The organism is Atlantibacter sp. RC6 (genome assembly GCF_014193285.1).
GTDB lineage: Bacteria > Pseudomonadota > Gammaproteobacteria > Enterobacterales > Enterobacteriaceae > Atlantibacter.
In genome coordinates this window covers 435,171-452,910 of the sequence record NZ_JACHZE010000003.1, presented here as the reverse complement: position 1 = coordinate 452,910, position 17,740 = coordinate 435,171, and the positions used below count along the sequence as shown (strand labels likewise).

The 17,740-nt window shown below is 55.0% G+C and carries 17 protein-coding genes and 1 other annotated feature; of the genes, 13 read left to right on the top strand and 4 right to left on the bottom strand.

The features are described 5' to 3' along the window. Positions 1-21: 21 nt before the first annotated feature. From creA to creD, 4 genes are all read left to right on the top strand, one after another. Positions 22-504, top strand: coding sequence for a protein CreA (creA, locus tag FHW74_RS10115; protein WP_183170310.1), 483 nt, complete (start codon positions 22-24; stop codon positions 502-504). A gap of 12 nt (positions 505-516) precedes the next feature. Further along, a complete protein-coding gene (gene creB, locus FHW74_RS10110) occupies positions 517-1,206 on the top strand; it encodes a two-component system response regulator CreB (protein WP_183170309.1) in 690 nt (229 codons plus the stop codon). Next, the gene (gene creC, locus FHW74_RS10105; RefSeq protein WP_183170308.1) at positions 1,206-2,633 is read left to right on the top strand and encodes a two-component system sensor histidine kinase CreC; all 1,428 of its coding nucleotides are present in this window, start codon (positions 1,206-1,208) and stop codon (positions 2,631-2,633) included. The genes creB and creC overlap by 1 nt, the downstream gene beginning before the upstream one ends. A 77-nt stretch (positions 2,634-2,710) precedes the next feature. Continuing rightward, complete coding sequence (gene creD, locus FHW74_RS10100; RefSeq protein ID WP_183170307.1) at positions 2,711-4,075, top strand: cell envelope integrity protein CreD; 1,365 nt, start codon at positions 2,711-2,713, stop codon at positions 4,073-4,075. 54 nt (positions 4,076-4,129) lie between these two features. On the opposite strand, the gene arcA is transcribed toward creD, so the two are convergent. After that, positions 4,130-4,846 (bottom strand): two-component system response regulator ArcA, encoded by a 717-nt coding sequence (arcA, locus tag FHW74_RS10095; protein WP_002434287.1) that lies wholly within the window; start codon positions 4,844-4,846, stop codon positions 4,130-4,132. Between the two features lie 96 nt (positions 4,847-4,942). Here arcA and yjjY point away from each other — a divergent pair, with 96 nt between their 5' ends. The 6 genes from yjjY (at position 4,943) to thrC (ending at position 11,210) form a co-directional block, all read left to right on the top strand. After that, on the top strand, positions 4,943-5,083 hold the full coding sequence (gene yjjY, locus FHW74_RS10090; RefSeq protein WP_125293101.1) for a protein YjjY: 141 nt from the start codon (positions 4,943-4,945) through the stop codon (positions 5,081-5,083). A 397-nt stretch (positions 5,084-5,480) separates the two neighbouring features. Then, positions 5,481-6,167 carry a tRNA/rRNA methyltransferase gene (locus FHW74_RS10085; protein ID WP_183170306.1) on the top strand — a complete coding sequence of 229 codons (687 nt, stop codon included), beginning with the start codon at positions 5,481-5,483 and terminating at the stop codon, positions 6,165-6,167. A gap of 206 nt (positions 6,168-6,373) precedes the next feature. After that, a complete protein-coding gene (gene thrL, locus FHW74_RS23010; protein WP_183170375.1) occupies positions 6,374-6,445 on the top strand; it encodes a thr operon leader peptide in 72 nt (23 codons plus the stop codon). Continuing rightward, positions 6,381-6,501, top strand: a sequence feature (Thr leader region). (Overlaps the previous gene by 65 nt.) 25 nt (positions 6,502-6,526) lie before the next feature. Further along, on the top strand, positions 6,527-8,989 hold the full coding sequence (gene thrA, locus FHW74_RS10075; RefSeq protein WP_183170305.1) for a bifunctional aspartate kinase/homoserine dehydrogenase I: 2,463 nt from the start codon (positions 6,527-6,529) through the stop codon (positions 8,987-8,989). A 1-nt stretch (position 8,990) separates the two neighbouring features. Continuing rightward, positions 8,991-9,920 (top strand): homoserine kinase, encoded by a 930-nt coding sequence (gene thrB, locus FHW74_RS10070; protein WP_125293104.1) that lies wholly within the window; start codon positions 8,991-8,993, stop codon positions 9,918-9,920. A 3-nt stretch (positions 9,921-9,923) separates the two neighbouring features. Next, complete coding sequence (thrC, locus tag FHW74_RS10065; RefSeq protein ID WP_183170304.1) at positions 9,924-11,210, top strand: threonine synthase; 1,287 nt, start codon at positions 9,924-9,926, stop codon at positions 11,208-11,210. A gap of 53 nt (positions 11,211-11,263) precedes the next feature. On the opposite strand, the gene yaaA is transcribed toward thrC, so the two are convergent. After that, entirely contained in the window at positions 11,264-12,037 is a 774-nt protein-coding gene (yaaA, locus tag FHW74_RS10060; protein WP_183170303.1) for a peroxide stress protein YaaA, read from the bottom strand. Between the two features lie 78 nt (positions 12,038-12,115). Continuing rightward, the gene (locus FHW74_RS10055; protein ID WP_183170302.1) at positions 12,116-13,549 is read right to left on the bottom strand and encodes a sodium:alanine symporter family protein; all 1,434 of its coding nucleotides are present in this window, start codon (positions 13,547-13,549) and stop codon (positions 12,116-12,118) included. Between the two features lie 203 nt (positions 13,550-13,752). On the opposite strand from FHW74_RS10055, the gene tal reads away from it, so the two are divergent. From tal to FHW74_RS10040, 3 genes are all read left to right on the top strand, one after another. Beyond that, positions 13,753-14,706 (top strand): transaldolase, encoded by a 954-nt coding sequence (tal, locus tag FHW74_RS10050; protein WP_183170301.1) that lies wholly within the window; start codon positions 13,753-13,755, stop codon positions 14,704-14,706. Between the two features lie 122 nt (positions 14,707-14,828). Beyond that, on the top strand, positions 14,829-15,416 hold the full coding sequence (gene mog, locus FHW74_RS10045) for a molybdopterin adenylyltransferase (protein ID WP_183170300.1): 588 nt from the start codon (positions 14,829-14,831) through the stop codon (positions 15,414-15,416). A 126-nt stretch (positions 15,417-15,542) separates the two neighbouring features. Continuing rightward, positions 15,543-16,841: an MFS transporter gene (locus tag FHW74_RS10040; protein WP_183170299.1), complete on the top strand. Its 1,299-nt coding sequence runs from the start codon at positions 15,543-15,545 to the stop codon at positions 16,839-16,841. A gap of 43 nt (positions 16,842-16,884) precedes the next feature. Here FHW74_RS10040 and satP read toward each other — a convergent pair whose 3' ends face one another. Continuing rightward, positions 16,885-17,451, bottom strand: a complete 567-nt coding sequence (satP, locus tag FHW74_RS10035; protein ID WP_183170298.1) for an acetate uptake transporter — start codon at positions 17,449-17,451, stop codon at positions 16,885-16,887. Positions 17,452-17,740 lie beyond the last annotated feature (289 nt).

The window sequence follows — 17,740 nt, the reverse complement described above, 5'->3', positions numbered from 1 at the left end:
ACATTCTTAATTGGTAACAATATGAAATATAAAGCATTAACCTTGGCAGCCCTCTTAATGGGCCTGAGTGGCGGATTGCACGCGGAAGAAATTGGCTCAGTGGATACCGTATTTAAGTGGCTTGGCCCGGACCACAAAATCGTGGTGGAAGCCTTTGACGATCCGGATGTGCAAAACGTCACCTGTTATATTAGCCGTGCCAAAACTGGCGGTATTAAAGGCGGCCTGGGCCTGGCGGAAGATACCTCGGATGCGGCGATTTCCTGCCAGCAAGTGGGGCCGATTGCCCTGTCCGATAAAATCAAAAGCGGTAAAGCGCAGGGTGAAGTGGTATTCCGAAAGCGCACGTCGCTGGTGTTTAAAAAACTTCAGGTCGTGCGTTTCTATGATATGAAACGTAATGCCCTTATTTATCTCACCTATTCCGATAAAGTGGTGGAAGGATCGCCGAAAAACGCTCTTAGCGCCGTGCCGATCATGCCGTGGAATAGCCCGCAACAGTAAAGGAATATCCGGATGAGCCCCTCTCTAATCTGGCTGGTGGAAGATGAAATCAGCATCAGCGAAACGCTGGGTTATGTGCTGCAACAGGAGGGGTTTCGGGTGCGAACCTTTGAGCGGGCCTTACCTGCGCTGGCTGCACTGCATGCTGAGCCGCCGGATTTAGCCATTCTGGATGTGGGATTGCCGGATATCAGCGGGTTTGAATTGTGTCGTCAGTTGCTCGCGAAAAACCCGGCCTTGCCGGTGCTGTTTTTAACCGCCCGCAGCGACGAGGTCGATAAACTGCTGGGGCTGGAAATGGGCGCTGACGACTATGTGGCGAAACCCTTTTCGCCCCGCGAAGTTTGCGCGCGCGTGCGTACTATTCTGCGCCGCGTAAATCGCGTAAAAGAACCTGAAAGCGTCATTAAACTCGGTTCGTTCGAGCTGAACACCCTGGCGGCGTCCGTGGTGTGGTGCGGCGTGGCGCTGAAACTCACCCGCTACGAATATCTGCTGATCAAAACGCTGCTTGAGGCGCCAGGGCGCGTGTTCTCGCGCCAGCAACTGATGGATCATGTCTGGCAGGATGCCCAGGAAAGTTTCGACCGCACCGTCGATACCCATATCAAAACCCTGCGGGCGAAGTTACGCGAGGTTAATCCAGCCCTGTCTCCCATTAACACCCATCGTGGATTAGGCTACAGCCTGGTGGTGTGTTAATGCGCATCGGCATGCGTCTGCTGCTGGGCTATTTCCTGATTGTGGGCGTGGCGGCATGGTTTGTGATTTCTATCTTCGGGGAAGAGATAAAACCCGGGGTGCGCCGCGCCACCGAGGGCATGCTTAACGACTCCGCCACCCTGTTAGCCGAAATCGCTCGCGATGATTTACTCTCCGGCCAGCCTGAGCAGGGCGAACTGGCGCGCGCATTCGCCCGCCTTAATCGCCATCCGTTCAGGGCAAATATCTCCGGCATCATTAAAAACAAAAATGAGTATCGCGTTTATCTCACCGACGCTGCGGGCAAGGTGGTGTATGACTCGTCGGGCCAGGCGTTGGGGCAAGATTATTCGCGCTGGAACGACGTCTGGCTGACGCTGCGCGGTCAATATGGCGCGCGCAGTTCCCCGAGCGATCCCAACGATCCGGCTAGCTCGGTGATGTATGTCGCGGCGCCGGTCAGAAATAATGGCCAGATCATCGGCGTACTGACGGTGGGTAAACCCAACAGCGCGCTGGAGCCGGTGATCCGCCGCAGCCAACGGCGAATACTGATTGCCGGCGCGGCGTTGCTGGGCATTGCGCTATTGATTGGCCTCGGCGTAGTGCTGTGGATCAACCGCTCTATCGGCAAGCTGGTGCGCTACGCTGACGCCGTCACTCAGGATCGGCCTGTGCCGTTGCCTAATCCGGGCAGCAGCGAACTGCGCAAGCTGGCCCACGCTCTGGAAAATATGCGCGTCCGGCTGGAAGGGAAAAATTACATCGAGCAGTACGTCCACGCGTTAACTCATGAGTTGAAAAGCCCGCTCGCGGCCATTCGCGGTGCGGCGGAAATCTTGCGTGAAGCACCGCCGCCTGATGTCATCGCCCGGTTTAGCGACAATATCCTCCAGCAAAACGCCCGTATGCAGCAGTTGATTGAAAACCTGCTCCAGCAGGCCAAACTGGAGAATAAGCTGGAGATCCAGCGCACGCCGATTGAGGTCGCCTCACTGTTTGAAACCGTGATGGAAAATCACGCGCCGCAGGCGGCCACGCGCGGCATCAGGTTGCAGAGCGATGAGCGCAGCGCCTCCGGCATCATTATTGCGGGCGACAGCGCGTTGCTTGCCCAAGCGTTAAGCGGTCTTATCGATAACGCTATGGATTTCACCCCGCCTGGCGGGACGATTGAAGTGCGAGCCTGCCAGCAGGACAACGCGATTGCCTTAGTCGTCACCGATACCGGCAGCGGAATTCCTGATTTCGCCATGGCTCGGGTGTTTGAACGTTTTTACTCCTTGCCGCGTAGCCACGGTATGAAAAGCAGCGGGCTTGGGCTGACGTTTGTTCAGGAAGTGGCGCGCCTGCATTTAGGCGAGGCCACGCTGCGCAATCGGCCCGAGGGCGGCGTGGAAGCCAGCATTGTTTTACCCGTCACCTGACTTCACCTGGACTTCACATAACTTCATTTAGCCCCCATTTTCACGGCGTAAAGTGCCCTCATTCCAAAGGAGGGCTTATGTTGAAATCACCGCTATTTATCAAAATTCTGGTTCTGATCGGCAGCGTTATTTTGCTGCTACTGCCGCTGTCGATGTTGAAAGGCTTAATTAACGAGCGCTCACAATATCGTGATGATGTGGAAAACTCTCTCGAACAAAGCACCAGCGGCCCGCAAAAGCTGCTTGGCCCGCTGATTGCGCTGCCGATTACGGAGATGATCTCGGTGCAGGAAGGGGGAAAAGAGGTCATGAAACCGTCGAGCTTTATTCACTATTATTTGCCGGATGAGCTGGTTATTGAAGGGGATCAGAAAGCCGAGACACGGCATATCGGTATTTACGACGGGCAAATCTGGAATGCGGCGCTGAACGTTCGCGCCGTCTTTAATACCGATAAGTTTAATCAGTGGCGCAAACCCGGTTTTGAAATCGGCCAGCCTTTTATCGCCCTTGCCGTCGGGGATTCACGCGGCATCGTGAAAGTCGATAAGGTGAATGTGAATAATTACGCGCTACCGGCCATTGAACCGGGGACCGGGCTTGCATCCCTGAAACAGGGCGTGCATGTGGATATTCCCGATAGCCTGAATCAGGAGCCACGGCTGAACCTGACATTTTCACTCAATTTAATGGGCACCGGCACGTTTTCCGTTGTGCCGCTGGGACGCATGAGCCAGCTATCACTCACCAGTAACTGGCCCCATCCGGGATTCCTCGGGGATTTTCTGCCTCAGCAACGTGAGGTCGGCGACAGCGGGTTTAAGGCGCAGTGGCAGAGCTCATGGTTTGCCAACAATATCAACACCACGTTTGAAGAAGGCGCAGATTTATATCGCGAGATCAATTCGTTACCGGCCTTCAGCGTGACGGTGGAAACGCCAGCCGATCAGTATCAGCTTATCGACCGGGCGGTTAAATACGCGCTACTGCTGATTGCCTTGACCTTTATGGCATTTTTTATCTTCGAAACCTTAACGTCGACCCTGATGCACCCGATGCAGTATCTGCTGGTGGGGATGTCATTGGTGATGTTCTACCTGGTATTGCTGGCGCTGTCTGAACATATCGGTTTCAATCTGGCCTGGCTAAGCGCCAGCCTCGTTTGCGCCCTGATTAACGGCATCTATTTGCAAGCGGTGATGAAAGGGTGGAAGAGAAGTCTGGTATTCAGCGCAGGGTTATTAACGCTGGATGCGGTGCTGTGGCAGCTGCTGCGTTCGCAGGAAAGCGCGCTGCTGTTGGGAACCGCGGTATTGCTGGTGGTTCTGACGACGGTAATGTTCCTGACGCGGCATATCGACTGGTATGCGTTATCTAAACGCGCGCCGCGATTAAAACCGCAGGTGGCGCAAGGGGATGAACGGGAAAGATTGTGGAAGTGAAGTAAAGCAAAAGGGCGGAATTTCCGCCCTTTTTGTGTGTCGTGACTTACCCGATTATTCCTGCAGGTCGCCGCAGAAACGGTAACCTTCGCCGTGAATGGTGGCGATGATCTCCGGGGTATCCGGGGTAGATTCGAAATGTTTACGAATGCGGCGGATAGTCACGTCGACAGTACGATCGTGCGGCTTAAGTTCACGACCGGTCATTTTCTTCAGCAGTTCAGCGCGGGACTGAATTTTGCCTGGATTTTCGCAGAAGTGCAGCATGGCGCGGAATTCGCTACGCGGCAGCTTATACTGCTCACCATTAGGGCTTACCAGCGAACGGCTGTTGATATCCAGTTCCCAACCGTTGAATTTATAGCTTTCAACGTTGCGTCGCTCTTCGCTGATGGTGCCGAGATTCATGGTCCGCGACAGCAGGTTGCGCGCGCGGATGGTAAGCTCACGCGGGTTGAACGGCTTGGTGATATAGTCGTCCGCGCCGATTTCGAGGCCGAGAATTTTATCGACTTCGTTATCGCGGCCGGTCAGGAACATCAGCGCCACGTTGGCTTGTTCACGCAGTTCGCGCGCCAGCAGCAGGCCGTTTTTGCCCGGCAGGTTGATGTCCATGATCACCAGGTTGATGTCATTATCAGAGAGGATCTGATGCATCTCAGCGCCATCGGTGGCCTCAGACACATCGTAGCCTTCTGCTTCGAAAATGCTTTTTAACGTGTTGCGTGTTACCAACTCGTCTTCAACAATAAGAATGTGCGGGGTCTGCATGTTTGCTACCTAAAATTGCCAACTAAATCGAAACAGGAAGTACAAAAGTCCCTGACCTGCCTGGTGCATGCCGAAAATTAACATGCCCGGCGTAACATGACTAAAGTACGTAATTGCGTTCTTGATGCACTTTCCATCAACGTCAACAACATCATTAGCTTGGTCGTGGGTACTTTCCCTCTGGACCCGACGGTGTCAAAAACGGCTGCCATCCTAACCAGTTTAACAGCAACATAACAGGCTAAGAGAAGGGCGACACCTAATAAAACTACGCTTCGTTGACATATATCAAATTCAATTGTAGCACGATAACAATTTCTTGAAATCTTCGTCGTGGAATACTCGGGATAATCACAATTCTGCAAACTATCCAATAGTTTCATCCCTTAACTAATTAATAGACTGAATCCAATATTAAGGCAATATCTTAATAAAATTTATTCATGGGAAACAGGGTGATATCATACTTTTATTAACATCTTTCCCAAAGCTTTTATTGATGAAAACTTAAAAAAGCCTGATAAATGCTGTTGCTCGAATATTGCGCTTTTTGTTATCACAATGTAAATTCTCGACGCGTAATATGTTGAGCTCTATCACGTTTTTTTGTCATTTATTGGCATGAGAGACCCCGATGCAATTTCCAATAATTTTGGTATCACCTGCCAGACCCGAAAATGTCGGCGCCGCCGCGCGGGCAATGAAAACAATGGGTTTTAACGAACTGCGGATTGTCGACAGCGACGCGCATCTCCAGCCTGCTGCGCGATGGGTCGCCCACGGTGCGGGGGATATTATTGATAATGTTAAAATTTATCCAACTCTTGCCGACGCGGTTGCCGATGTTGAATTTGTCGTTGCCACCACCGCTCGCAGCCGGGCTAAATTTCATTATTACGCCACGCCGGAACAGCTGGTGCCGCTATTGGGAGAAAAACAGCAATGGATGAATCGCATTGCGCTGGTTTTTGGCCGGGAAGATTCGGGTTTAACCAATGATGAATTATCACTGGCGGATATTTTAACTGGCGTCCCTATGGTTGCAGATTATCCTTCGCTCAATTTAGGCCAGGCGGTAATGGTGTATTGCTATCAATTAGCATCATTAATGCAAGCGAAGCGGGAACAGAGTGAACAAACTCAGGAGCAACAGCTCAACGCGCTGCGTCGTCGCGTTAATGAATTGCTTATAAAGCTCGGGGTTGAAGATGACAATAAAATGTCTGACTGGCTGACGCAGCGTTTAGGGCTGCTTGAGCAGCGCGATACCGCCATGCTGCACCGTTTGCTGCACGATATTGAAAAAAAACTCGCAGAGTAAAAATCTTCTTCAGGAGCGATTTGTGGTTTTTAAGTTGGCCGTTATCGCTATGCGCTCGTCATATTCAGTATTTTATGACCTGACGGCAGAAGGGATGAGGGTGATTGCGAAAGGTGACTAAATACGAAAATCATTGACTTGGCGCAACAGATACTTTAACCAATAGGGTACAGCAACAGAAATTAGATACAGAGCACACAACATCCATGACTCGCATCAGCCTGAACACCATTATTACAACCACCACCACCATTACCACAGGTAACGGGGCGGGCTGACGCGTACAGGAAAAACTGAAAAAAGCCCGCACCTGAACAGTGCGGGCTTTTTTTTCGACCAGAAATCAAGGGGTAATAACCATGCGAGTGTTGAAATTTGGCGGTACATCAGTGGCGAATGCGCAACGTTTTTTGCGCGTTGCCGACATTCTGGAAAGTAATGCCAGACAGGGGCAGGTGGCGACGGTTCTCTCTGCCCCGGCGAAAATTACTAACCACCTGGTGGCAATGATTGAAAAAACCATCGGGGGTCAGGATGCGCTGCCGAATATCAGCGATGCGGAAAAAATCTTTGCCGACCTGCTTAACGGCCTGGCCGCTGAGCAACCTGGTTTCCCTCTGGCGCAACTCAAGGCTCTGGTCGACCATGAATTTGCCCAGATTAACCATATCCTGCATGGCATCAGTCTGCTTGGCCAGTGCCCGGACAGCATCAACGCGGCGCTGATTTGCCGTGGCGAAAAATTGTCGATTGCCATTATGGCCGGCCTGCTGGAGGCGCGCGGTCATAAGGTCAGCGTTATCGATCCGGTTGAAAAACTGCTGGCGGTGGGTCATTACCTCGAATCTACCGTGGATATCGCAGAGTCCACCCGTCGTATCGCCGCCAGCCGTATTCCAGCCGATCACATGATCCTGATGGCCGGTTTTACCGCCGGGAATGAGAAGGGTGAACTGGTGGTGTTGGGCCGCAACGGTTCCGACTACTCCGCCGCCGTGCTGGCCGCCTGTTTGCGCGCCGACTGTTGTGAGATCTGGACTGATGTCGATGGCGTATATACCTGCGACCCGCGCCAGGTGCCGGACGCCAGGCTGCTGAAATCGATGTCGTATCAGGAAGCCATGGAGCTCTCCTATTTTGGCGCCAAAGTTCTCCACCCCCGCACCATCGCCCCTATCGCCCAGTTCCAGATCCCCTGCCTGATTAAAAACACCGGTAACCCGCAAGCGCCAGGCACCCTGATCGGCGCCAGCAGCGATGAAGACGGCCTGCCGGTAAAGGGCATCAGCAACCTCAATAATATGGCGATGTTCAGCGTCTCCGGACCGGGCATGAAAGGCATGGTCGGGATGGCGGCGCGTGTCTTCGCGGCGATGTCCCGCGCGGGTATCTCGGTGGTGCTGATCACGCAATCGTCGTCTGAATACAGCATCAGCTTCTGCGTGCCGCAGGCCGATAGCGTGCGGGCGCAGCGGGCGATGCAGGATGAGTTTTATCTGGAGCTGAAAGAAGGGCTGCTGGAGCCGCTGGCGGTGATGGAGCGCCTGGCGATTATCTCCGTGGTCGGTGACGGTATGCGCACCCTGCGCGGCATCTCCGCCAAGTTCTTTGCGGCGCTGGCGCGCGCCAATATCAATATCGTGGCGATCGCCCAGGGCTCCTCCGAGCGCTCTATTTCCGTGGTGGTCAGTAACGACGATGTCACCACTGGCGTGCGCGTGACTCATCAAATGCTGTTCAACACCGATCAGGTGATTGAGGTGTTCGTGATTGGCGTCGGCGGCGTCGGCGGAGCGCTGCTGGAACAGCTTAAACGCCAGCAGGCGTGGCTGAAGCAGAAGCATATCGATTTACGCGTGTGCGGTGTCGCCAACTCGAAAGCGCTGTTGACTAACGTTCACGGTCTGGATCTGGAAAACTGGCGTGAAGCGCTGGGCCAGGCGTCGGAGCCGTTCAATCTTGGCCGTCTGATCCGTCTGGTAAAAGAGTATCACCTGCTCAACCCGGTGATTGTTGACTGTACCTCTCATCAGGCGGTGGCTGACCAGTACGCGGATTTCCTGAACGAAGGTTTCCACGTGGTGACGCCGAACAAAAAAGCCAATACTTCCTCGATGGATTACTACCATCAGTTGCGCCAGGCGGCGGCGAAATCACGCCGTAAATTCCTCTATGACACCAACGTCGGCGCGGGACTGCCGGTTATCGAAAACCTCCAGAACCTGCTTAACGCGGGTGATGAGCTGCAACGCTTCTCCGGCATTTTATCCGGTTCGCTGTCGTTTATTTTCGGCAAGCTGGATGAGGGGATGAAACTCTCCGAAGCCACCGCTACCGCGCGTGAGCTGGGTTATACCGAACCGGACCCGCGTGACGATCTCAGCGGCATGGACGTGGCGCGTAAATTGTTGATTCTGGCGCGTGAAACCGGGCGCAGCCTGGAACTTTCAGATATTGTGATTGAGCCAGTGCTTCCGGCGAGTTTTGACGCCGAAGGCGATGTCGCCAGCTTTATGGCCCGTCTGAGCCAGTTAGACGACGATTTCTCTTCCCGGGTGGCGCAGGCGCGCGATGAGGGCAAAGTGCTGCGCTATGTTGGCATGATCGAAGAAGATGGCACCTGTCGCGTGAAGATCGCCGCCGTAGACGGTAACGATCCGCTGTACAAAGTGAAAAACGGCGAAAACGCCCTGGCGTTTTACAGCCACTACTATCAGCCGCTGCCGCTGGTGCTTCGGGGTTACGGCGCGGGTAACGATGTGACCGCCGCCGGCGTGTTTGCCGATTTACTGCGCACCCTGTCATGGAAGTTAGGAGTTTAAGATGGTCAAAGTATATGCCCCGGCCTCCATTGGGAATGTCAGCGTGGGGTTTGATGTATTAGGCGCGGCGGTGACGCCCGCCAGCGGCGAGCTGTTGGGCGATTGCGTGACGGTGGAGGCGGCGCAGCAGTTTTCGCTGACCAATCGCGGGCAGTTCGTCAGTAAGTTACCCAGCGAGCCGCGGGAAAACATCGTCTATCAATGCTGGGAGCGCTTTTGCCAGGAGATTGGCAAAACCGTTCCGGTGGCGATGACCCTGGAAAAAAATATGCCCATCGGCTCCGGACTGGGCTCCAGCGCCTGTTCCGTCGTGGCGGGCCTGATGGCGATGAACGAATTTTGCGGCAAGCCGCTCAATGACACGCGCTTGCTGGCGCTAATGGGCGAGCTGGAAGGCCGTATCTCCGGCAGCATCCATTACGATAATGTCGCGCCCTGTTTTTTAGGCGGCCTGCAACTGATGTTGGAAGAGAACGGCATTATCAGCCAGCAGGTGCCAGGCTTTGATGAGTGGCTATGGGTGATGGCTTATCCAGGCATCAAGGTTTCCACCGCCGAGGCGCGGGCGATTTTACCGGCGCAGTATCGCCGCCAGGATTGCATCGCCCACGGGCGTTATCTGGCGGGCTTCATTCACGCCTGCCATACCCGCCAGCCGCTGCTGGCGGCGAAGCTGATGCGCGATGTGATTGCCGAACCGTATCGCACCAAACTGCTGCCGGGCTTCAGCCAGGCGCGGCAGGCCGCGGCGGATATCGGCGCGCTGGCCTGCGGGATTTCCGGTTCCGGCCCGACCCTGTTTGCGGTGTGCGATAACCCGGAAACGGCGCAGCGCATGGCGGACTGGCTGCAACAACACTACCTGCAAAATCAGGAAGGCTTTGTACATATTTGCCGTCTGGACACGGCTGGCGCACGAGTACTGGGATAACGCATGAAACTCTATAATCTGAAAGATCATAACGAACAGGTCAGCTTTGCGCAGGCCGTTACACAAGGACTGGGCAAAAATCAGGGGCTGTTTTTCCCGCACGATTTACCGGAATTCAGCCTCACCGAAATTGACGAAATGCTGAAGATGGATTTCGTCTCGCGCAGCGCGAAAATCCTCGCGGCGTTTATTGGCGATGAAATTCCGCAGGAGATCCTCGAAAACCGCGTGCGCAACGCCTTTGCCTTCCCGGCGCCGGTGAAAAGCGTGCAGCCGGACATCGGTTGTCTGGAATTGTTCCACGGCCCGACGCTGGCGTTTAAAGATTTTGGCGGGCGCTTTATGGCCCAGATGCTGGCGCACATCAGCGGCGACAAGCCGGTCACCATTTTAACCGCCACGTCCGGCGATACCGGCGCGGCAGTGGCCCACGCGTTTTACGGGCTGAAGAACGTGCGCGTGGTGATCCTCTATCCGCAGGGCAAAATTTCTCCGCTACAGGAAAAACTGTTCTGCACCCTGGGCGGCAACATCGAAACCGTGGCAATTGATGGCGACTTTGACGCCTGCCAGGCGCTGGTGAAGCAGGCATTTGATGATGAAGAGCTGAAAGTGGCGCTGGGCCTGAACTCGGCGAACTCGATCAACATCAGCCGTCTGCTGGCGCAGATTTGCTATTACTTCGAAGCCGTGGCGCAGTTGCCGCAGGAAGCACGTAATCAGCTGGTGGTGTCGGTGCCCAGCGGTAACTTCGGCGATCTTACCGCCGGGTTGCTGGCGAAATCCCTCGGTCTGCCGGTGAAGCGCTTTATCGCCGCCACCAACGCCAACGACACCGTGCCGCGTTTCCTGCAAAACGGCGAGTGGCAGCCGAAGGCCACCGTGGCGACGCTGTCTAATGCGATGGACGTTTCCCAGCCGAACAACTGGCCGCGTGTGGAAGAGTTGTTCCGTCGTAAAGTGTGGCGTCTGAATGAACTGGGCCATGCGGCGGTGGACGACAGCGTGACTCAGGAAACGATGCGTGAACTGAAAGCGGGCGGATACGTCTCTGAACCGCATGCGGCGATTGCTTACCGTGCGCTGCGCGATCAGCTGCGTCCGGGGGAATACGGGTTATTCCTCGGCACGGCGCATCCGGCGAAATTTAAAGAGAGCGTGGAGTCGATTCTCGGCGAGACGCTGGATCTGCCAAAAGAGCTGGCGGAGCGTGCCGACCTGCCGCTGCTGTCGCATCAGCTGCCGGCGGAATTCGCGGCGTTACGCCAGTTAATGATGACCAGAGCCTGATAAGGCTTTATCGCTGAGGCCCGGTCTGCGTAAGCGCCGGGCCTTTTTATTGCTTAGCGTTCAGGTCGTTTGAAGACCAGCTCGGTTTCGCTCGACAGGTCGCGATCCCAGCCATAGCCGTCCACGTCAAATTGGGTCAGTTGCTGGGGCAGGGTCAGACGGTTTTCAATCACGTAGCGGCTCATTAAGCCGCGCGCTTTCTTGGCGTAGAAACTGATCACCTTAAATTTGCCGTTTTTCTCATCCAGGAACACCGGCTTAACGATTTTTGCGTTCAGTTTAGCCGGACGCACCGCTTTGAAATACTCATCGGACGCCAGGTTAATCAGCACGTTGTCGCCCTGGGCGGCCAGCGCGTCGTTCAGCGTATGGGTAATAATGTCGCCCCAGAAGGTGTAGAGATCGCTGCCTTTGGCGTTCTCAAGCTTGATGCCCATTTCCAGCCGGTAGGGTTGCATCAGATCCAGTGGACGCAGGACGCCGTATAACCCGGATAACATCCGCAAATGGCGCTGGGCAAAGTCGAAATCCGCTTCGCTGAAGGTCTCCGCTTGGAGCCCGGTATAGACGTCGCCTTTAAATGCCAGAATCGCCTGGCGCGCGTTATCCGGGGTGAAGTCCGGATGCCAGTCGTGAAAGCGCGTCGCGTTCAGAGAGGCGATTTTATCGCTCACGCCCATCAACGTTTTGATTTGCGCTTCAGACAAATTGCGCGCTTCGCCGATCAGTTGCTGGGAGTACTCCAGCAGCTCGGGTTGGGTATAGCGTTTGGTGGCCAGCGGGCTTTGATAATCCAGGGTCTTGGCAGGTGAAATCAATAACAGCATTGCTTTTCCTTACAGGCTTTTTGGTGACTGTAACAAATTTTGGCGTAAAGGTGACCAATGGTTGCAATCAGCTTAGGTTCACTCACGCGGTACGTTTTGCCAGACATCCGGCGCAAGGTGCGGTTGGAGCTCGGGAAAACGTGCCGGATCGAAATGCGGCTTCACCCCCAGCTTGCGCTGGCGTAAGTAATCCGTCGCGATAATTTTCACCACCGGCGACAGCAATAAGATCGCCGTCAGGTTGGTGATCGCCATCAGCGCCATTGAGATATCCGCCATATGCCACACCAGCGTCAGGTTGACCACTGCGCCCAACATGATCATCGCCAGCATGCCCATCCTTAGCAGCCAGATATTGCGCCGGGTATCCATGCGCAAAAACACCAGATTATTTTCCGCATAGGTGTAGTTGGCGACAATCGAAGTAAACGCGAACAGCAGCACGATCAGGCCCAGATAGCCGCTGGCCCAGTGCCCGGCCAGGCTCACCAGCGCATGCTGGGCTAGTAAGATCCCCTCATCCGGCGTCAGCGGTCTTTCCGGCAGCCCGGCAACCAGGATGATCACCGCCGTGGCGCTGCAAATCACTACCGTATCGACAAATACGCCGATCATCTGCACGATGCCCTGGGCGGCAGGGTGGGGCGGCCATGACGACGCCGCCGCCGCCGCGTTGGGCGTTGAACCCATGCCCGCTTCATTGGAAAACATGCCGCGTTGAAAACCGCTGGTTAGCGCCTGGCTAAAGGTATAGCCCATGACGCCGGACGCCGCTTCCTGCCAGCCGAATGCGCCGGTAAAAATCACATCGATTACCTTAGGCATTTTGTCGAGATGAAAGGCGATAATCACCAGACCTGTTAGTACCCACAGGATCGCCATCACCGGCACCAGCCACTGCGCCAACCGGGCGACGCCGCGCATTCCCCGCACGCTAACCAGCAGCGTTAGCACCGCCAGTACGCTCACCGTCAGCCATTTGGGAATTTGCCATGCATGATCCAACGCAAAGGCGACAGAACTGGCCTGGACGGTATTAAATACCAGGCCAAACGACAGCAGCAGGAACAGGGAAAACAGTACGCCCATCCAGCGCATACCGAGCCCGCGCTCCATATACCAGGCCGGGCCGCCGCGAAACTGCCCGTTGCGGTCGCGGCCCTTATAAAGTTGCGCAAGCGAGCATTCGGCAAATGAGGTCGCCATGCCGATCAGCGCCGTTACCCACATCCAGAACACCGCGCCGGGGCCACCCATCGAAATAGCCAGCGCCACGCCGGCGATATTGCCGCTGCCGACGCGCGCCGCCAGGCTGGTGCACAGCGCCTGAAATGCGGTTAATCCGTCGGATTGCGGGGAGAAACTTTTTCTCAGCGCCCGGGGGAAGTAGCGAATATAGCGGAACTGCACAAAGCCGCTGCGCAATGTGAACCAGATCCCCGCGCACAGCAGCAGGTAGATGAGGACCGATCCCCAGAGTATTTCGTTGATAAACGTCAGAAAATCCGGCATTCATATCCCTCTTGATAAACTCACCCGGTTTGCGCAACGGCGCTGGCCGCCTTCCTTCGTGATACTTTGCAGGCTATCGAATAAGGCAGTTTATCACACTGCGCCCGCCTGAATTGCTGCGGTTGCGCTGTTCGGGCGTCGTGTTATCATCACCGCAGACCGATTACATCTCCCTAACACGCAGTTTTGAAGAGACCTCTATTATGACGGACAAATTGACCTCCCTTCGTCAGTTCACAACCGTAGTGGCTGATACCGGAGACATCGCGGCAATGAAGCTGTACCAGCCGCAGGATGCAACCACCAACCCTTCTTTGATTCTGAACGCTGCGCAAATCCCTGAATACCGCAAACTGATTGACGATGCGGTGACCTGGGCGCGTGCGCAAAGCGATTCCCGCGAGCAGCAGATTGTTGATGCGTCGGATAAGCTGGCCGTAAATATCGGTCTGGAAATCCTGAAACTGATCCCTGGCCGCATCTCAACAGAAGTTGACGCGCGTCTTTCTTACGACACCGAAGCAAGCATCGTCAAAGCCAAACGTTTAATCAAACTGTATAACGATGCAGGCATCAGCAACGATCGCATTCTGATCAAACTGGCCTCCACCTGGCAGGGTATCCGCGCGGCGGAGCAACTGGAAAAAGAGGGTATCAACTGTAACCTGACGCTGCTGTTCTCCTTCGCCCAGGCGCGCGCCTGTGCTGAAGCGGGCGTGTTCCTGATCTCTCCGTTCGTGGGCCGTATTCTTGACTGGTACAAAGCCAACACGGATAAGAAAGAATACGCTGCAGCGGAAGATCCGGGCGTTGTGTCGGTGACTGAAATTTACGAATACTACAAACAGCACGGTTATGAAACCGTGGTGATGGGCGCAAGCTTCCGTAACGTGGGCGAAATCCTTGAGCTGGCGGGCTGCGACCGTCTGACCATCGCGCCGGCGTTGCTGAAAGAGCTGGCGGAAAGCGAAGGCGCGGTTGAGCGTAAGCTGTCATTCAGCGGCGAAGTAAAAGCGCGTCCAGAGCGTATCACCGAGTCTGAGTTCCTGTGGCAGCACAACCAGGATCCGATGGCGGTTGATAAACTGGCTGACGGCATCCGTAAGTTTGCGGTTGACCAGGAAAAACTGGAAAAAATGATCGGCGACCTGCTGTAATTTTTCCCGTGGCCGGGTTATCCCGGCCACACGCTCTGCGTCACGTAATCCCCGCTTCCTCTGTCTGCATTTCCCCGCTCGGTGTATCATTCCGTCACTTTTGAATCATTATCGGAATGGATATGGACACATTACGTATTGGCCTGGTTTCTGTTTCTGATCGCGCTTCTACCGGCGTTTATCAGGACAAAGGCATTCCCGCGCTTGAAGCATGGCTCGCGTCGGCACTCACTACCCCGTTCACCGTTGAAACGCGTCTGATCCCTGACGAACAGCCGGTGATTGAACAGACGCTCTGCGAGCTGGTGGATGAAATGGGCTGCCACTTAGTGCTGACCACCGGCGGCACCGGTCCCGCGCGCCGCGATGTGACCCCTGATGCCACGTTGGCCGTTGCCGATCGTGAAATGCCTGGTTTCGGCGAGCAGATGCGCCAGATTAGCCTCAACTTTGTGCCGACGGCGATTTTGTCCCGTCAGGTAGGGGTGATCCGCAAACAGGCCTTGATCCTCAATCTCCCCGGCCAGCCAAAGTCGATTAAAGAGACCCTGGAAGGCTTGCGGGACGAGAGCGGCAAGGTCGCCGTCGCGGGTATTTTCGCCAGCGTACCTTACTGCATCCAACTGCTTGACGGCCCGTATGTAGAGACTTGTGCTGATGTCGTAGCCGCATTTCGTCCTAAAAGCGCGGTGCGCGAGATAAAACCCTAAAATCTCTCGGGATGTGACATAACAGCGAATGCAACTGGTGTAATGCATTTGATACGGTATAGTAATGGTTACTTTACAGTTATCGAATGGCTTGATTACACCACCTCTGTTTATAAACGGTCTCTTATGTCACAACACAATCGTCCGCTAAATCGTCAGGATTATAAAACGTTGACGCTTGCCGCCCTCGGCGGCGCGCTGGAGTTTTACGACTTCATCATCTTCGTGTTCTTTGCGGCGGTGGTCGGCGAACTCTTTTTCCCCACTGATATCCCTGAATGGCTGCGCCAGGTACAAACCTTTGGCATCTTTGCGGCTGGCTATCTGGCACGTCCATTGGGCGGCATTATCATGGCGCATTTCGGCGATTTAGTTGGCCGTAAGAAAATGTTTACATTAAGCATCCTGTTGATGGCGGTGCCGACGCTGGCGATGGGCTTATTACCTACCTATGCCACTGTGGGCATTGCCGCACCGCTGCTGCTGTTGCTGTTGCGTCTGCTGCAGGGCGCGGCAATAGGCGGTGAGGTGCCCGGCGCGTGGGTGTTTGTCGCAGAGCATGTGCCCGCGCGGCGAATCGGTATTGCCTGCGGAACGCTGACGGCGGGCCTGACGGTGGGGATTTTGCTGGGCTCGGTGGTCGCCACCCTGGTCAATACCAGCATGACTCAGCAGGCGGTCCACGACTGGGGCTGGCGCGTGCCGTTCCTGCTCGGCGGCGCGTTTGGCCTGGTCGCTATGTACTTGCGCCGCTGGTTGCAGGAGACGCCGATTTTCCTCGAGATGCAACAGCGCAAAGCGTTGGCGCAGGAGTTGCCGGTAAAAGTGGTGGTCGTGCGACATAAAAAAGCGGTGGTGGTGTCGATGCTGCTGACCTGGCTGCTGTCTGCCGGGATCGTGGTGGTGATTCTGATGTCGCCGGTGTGGCTACAAAAGCAGTATGGCTTTGCGCCTGCGCTGACGTTGCAGGCGAACAGTATCGCCACCATTATGCTGTGCTTCGGCTGCCTGATTGCCGGGCTGGCGGTTGACCGTTTCGGTGCCAGCAAAACCTTTATTGTCGGCAGCCTGCTGTTGGCCTGCTCCAGCTGGTTTTTCTACCACTTATCCGGCGCGCACCCTGAACAGCTGTTCCTGCTTTATGGCACAGTCGGCCTGTGCGTGGGCGTAGTGGGGGCCGTACCTTACGTGATGGTGCGTTCCTTCCCGGCGGAAGTGCGTTTTACCGGGATCTCGTTTTCTTATAATGTATCGTATGCCATTTTCGGCGGCTTAACGCCCATCGCCGTTACCATGTTAATGGGCATTTCGCCTATGGCGCCTGCCTGGTACGTCTTAGCGCTCTCGCTGATGGGGCTTGGTCTGGGCATCTGGCTGCGCCGGGATGGTCACTATGCGGACAGTGCGGCGATACAGCAGGCATAAAAAAACGCGGAGCCGGGCTCCGCGTTTTTAATAAAGCAGGAAATTAATGCTGTTCGCCAATCGGCAGCACGGTGCGGCCATATTGTTCGTTCAGCACTTCGCCCATCGCCAGGTAAATCGCGCTTGCGCCGCAGATCAGACCAATCCAACCCGCAACGTGAACGATGCTCTCGCTGTCCGCCAGATGGCCAATCGCCAGCAGCGCAAACAGAACGGTCAGGCTCAGGAACACGAATTGCAGTACCCGTGCGCCTTTCAGCGTGCCGAAGAACATGAACAGGGTGAAGATGCCCCAGATGCCTAAGTAAACACCCAGGAAGTGACCGTTAGCCGCGTCCGCCAGGCCCATTTTAGGCATCAGCAGGATCGCGACCAGCGTCAGCCAGAAAGAGCCATAAGACGTAAACGCGGTTAAACCGAAAGTATTCCCTTTCTTAAACTCCAGCAGGCCCGCGAAAATCTGCGCGATGCCGCCGTAGAAAATGCCCATCGCCAGAATAATGCCGTCCAGCGGGAAAAGACCGATATTGTGCAGATTAAGCAGAATAGTGGTCATGCCGAAACCCATTAATCCCAGCGGTGCGGGGTTAGCCAACTTCGTGTTGCCCATAAATCCTCAAAACGTTTGATTGTTAAGATGTAAATACCCGCCGCCAGAAAGTGTGATCCGTGTCGGGCGCGGCATAATAATCAGCCAATACCCTGCCGTCTATGATCTGCACAGGTAAAAGAAAAAAATTTTATTTGTCGCCCCTTGATGCGCAGCGATACGACCCCATCTTGTAGTCAACCGCAGTGAGTGGACGTGAAAAATAATGATGGGGTAGTTGAAACTGACGGTTTCGCCCTTATTACAGGTTCACAACCACATAATGACGAATTTTTAGTGGAGACGTTTA

Bases quoted from the DNA above. Each gene is read 5' to 3' on its own strand.
- creA (WP_183170310.1), top strand. From the start codon at position 22: ATGAAATATAAAGCATTAACCTTGGCAGCCCTCTTAATGGGCCTGAGT.
- creB (WP_183170309.1), top strand. From the start codon at position 517: ATGAGCCCCTCTCTAATCTGGCTGGTGGAAGATGAAATCAGCATCAGC.
- creC (WP_183170308.1), top strand. From the start codon at position 1,206: ATGCGCATCGGCATGCGTCTGCTGCTGGGCTATTTCCTGATTGTGGGC.
- creD (WP_183170307.1), top strand. From the start codon at position 2,711: ATGTTGAAATCACCGCTATTTATCAAAATTCTGGTTCTGATCGGCAGC.
- arcA (WP_002434287.1), bottom strand. From the start codon at position 4,846: ATGCAGACCCCGCACATTCTTATTGTTGAAGACGAGTTGGTAACACGC.
- yjjY (WP_125293101.1), top strand. From the start codon at position 4,943: ATGACTAAAGTACGTAATTGCGTTCTTGATGCACTTTCCATCAACGTC.
- FHW74_RS10085 (WP_183170306.1), top strand. From the start codon at position 5,481: ATGCAATTTCCAATAATTTTGGTATCACCTGCCAGACCCGAAAATGTC.
- thrA (WP_183170305.1), top strand. From the start codon at position 6,527: ATGCGAGTGTTGAAATTTGGCGGTACATCAGTGGCGAATGCGCAACGT.
- thrB (WP_125293104.1), top strand. From the start codon at position 8,991: ATGGTCAAAGTATATGCCCCGGCCTCCATTGGGAATGTCAGCGTGGGG.
- thrC (WP_183170304.1), top strand. From the start codon at position 9,924: ATGAAACTCTATAATCTGAAAGATCATAACGAACAGGTCAGCTTTGCG.
- yaaA (WP_183170303.1), bottom strand. From the start codon at position 12,037: ATGCTGTTATTGATTTCACCTGCCAAGACCCTGGATTATCAAAGCCCG.
- FHW74_RS10055 (WP_183170302.1), bottom strand. From the start codon at position 13,549: ATGCCGGATTTTCTGACGTTTATCAACGAAATACTCTGGGGATCGGTC.
- tal (WP_183170301.1), top strand. From the start codon at position 13,753: ATGACGGACAAATTGACCTCCCTTCGTCAGTTCACAACCGTAGTGGCT.
- mog (WP_183170300.1), top strand. From the start codon at position 14,829: ATGGACACATTACGTATTGGCCTGGTTTCTGTTTCTGATCGCGCTTCT.
- FHW74_RS10040 (WP_183170299.1), top strand. From the start codon at position 15,543: ATGTCACAACACAATCGTCCGCTAAATCGTCAGGATTATAAAACGTTG.
- satP (WP_183170298.1), bottom strand. From the start codon at position 17,451: ATGGGCAACACGAAGTTGGCTAACCCCGCACCGCTGGGATTAATGGGT.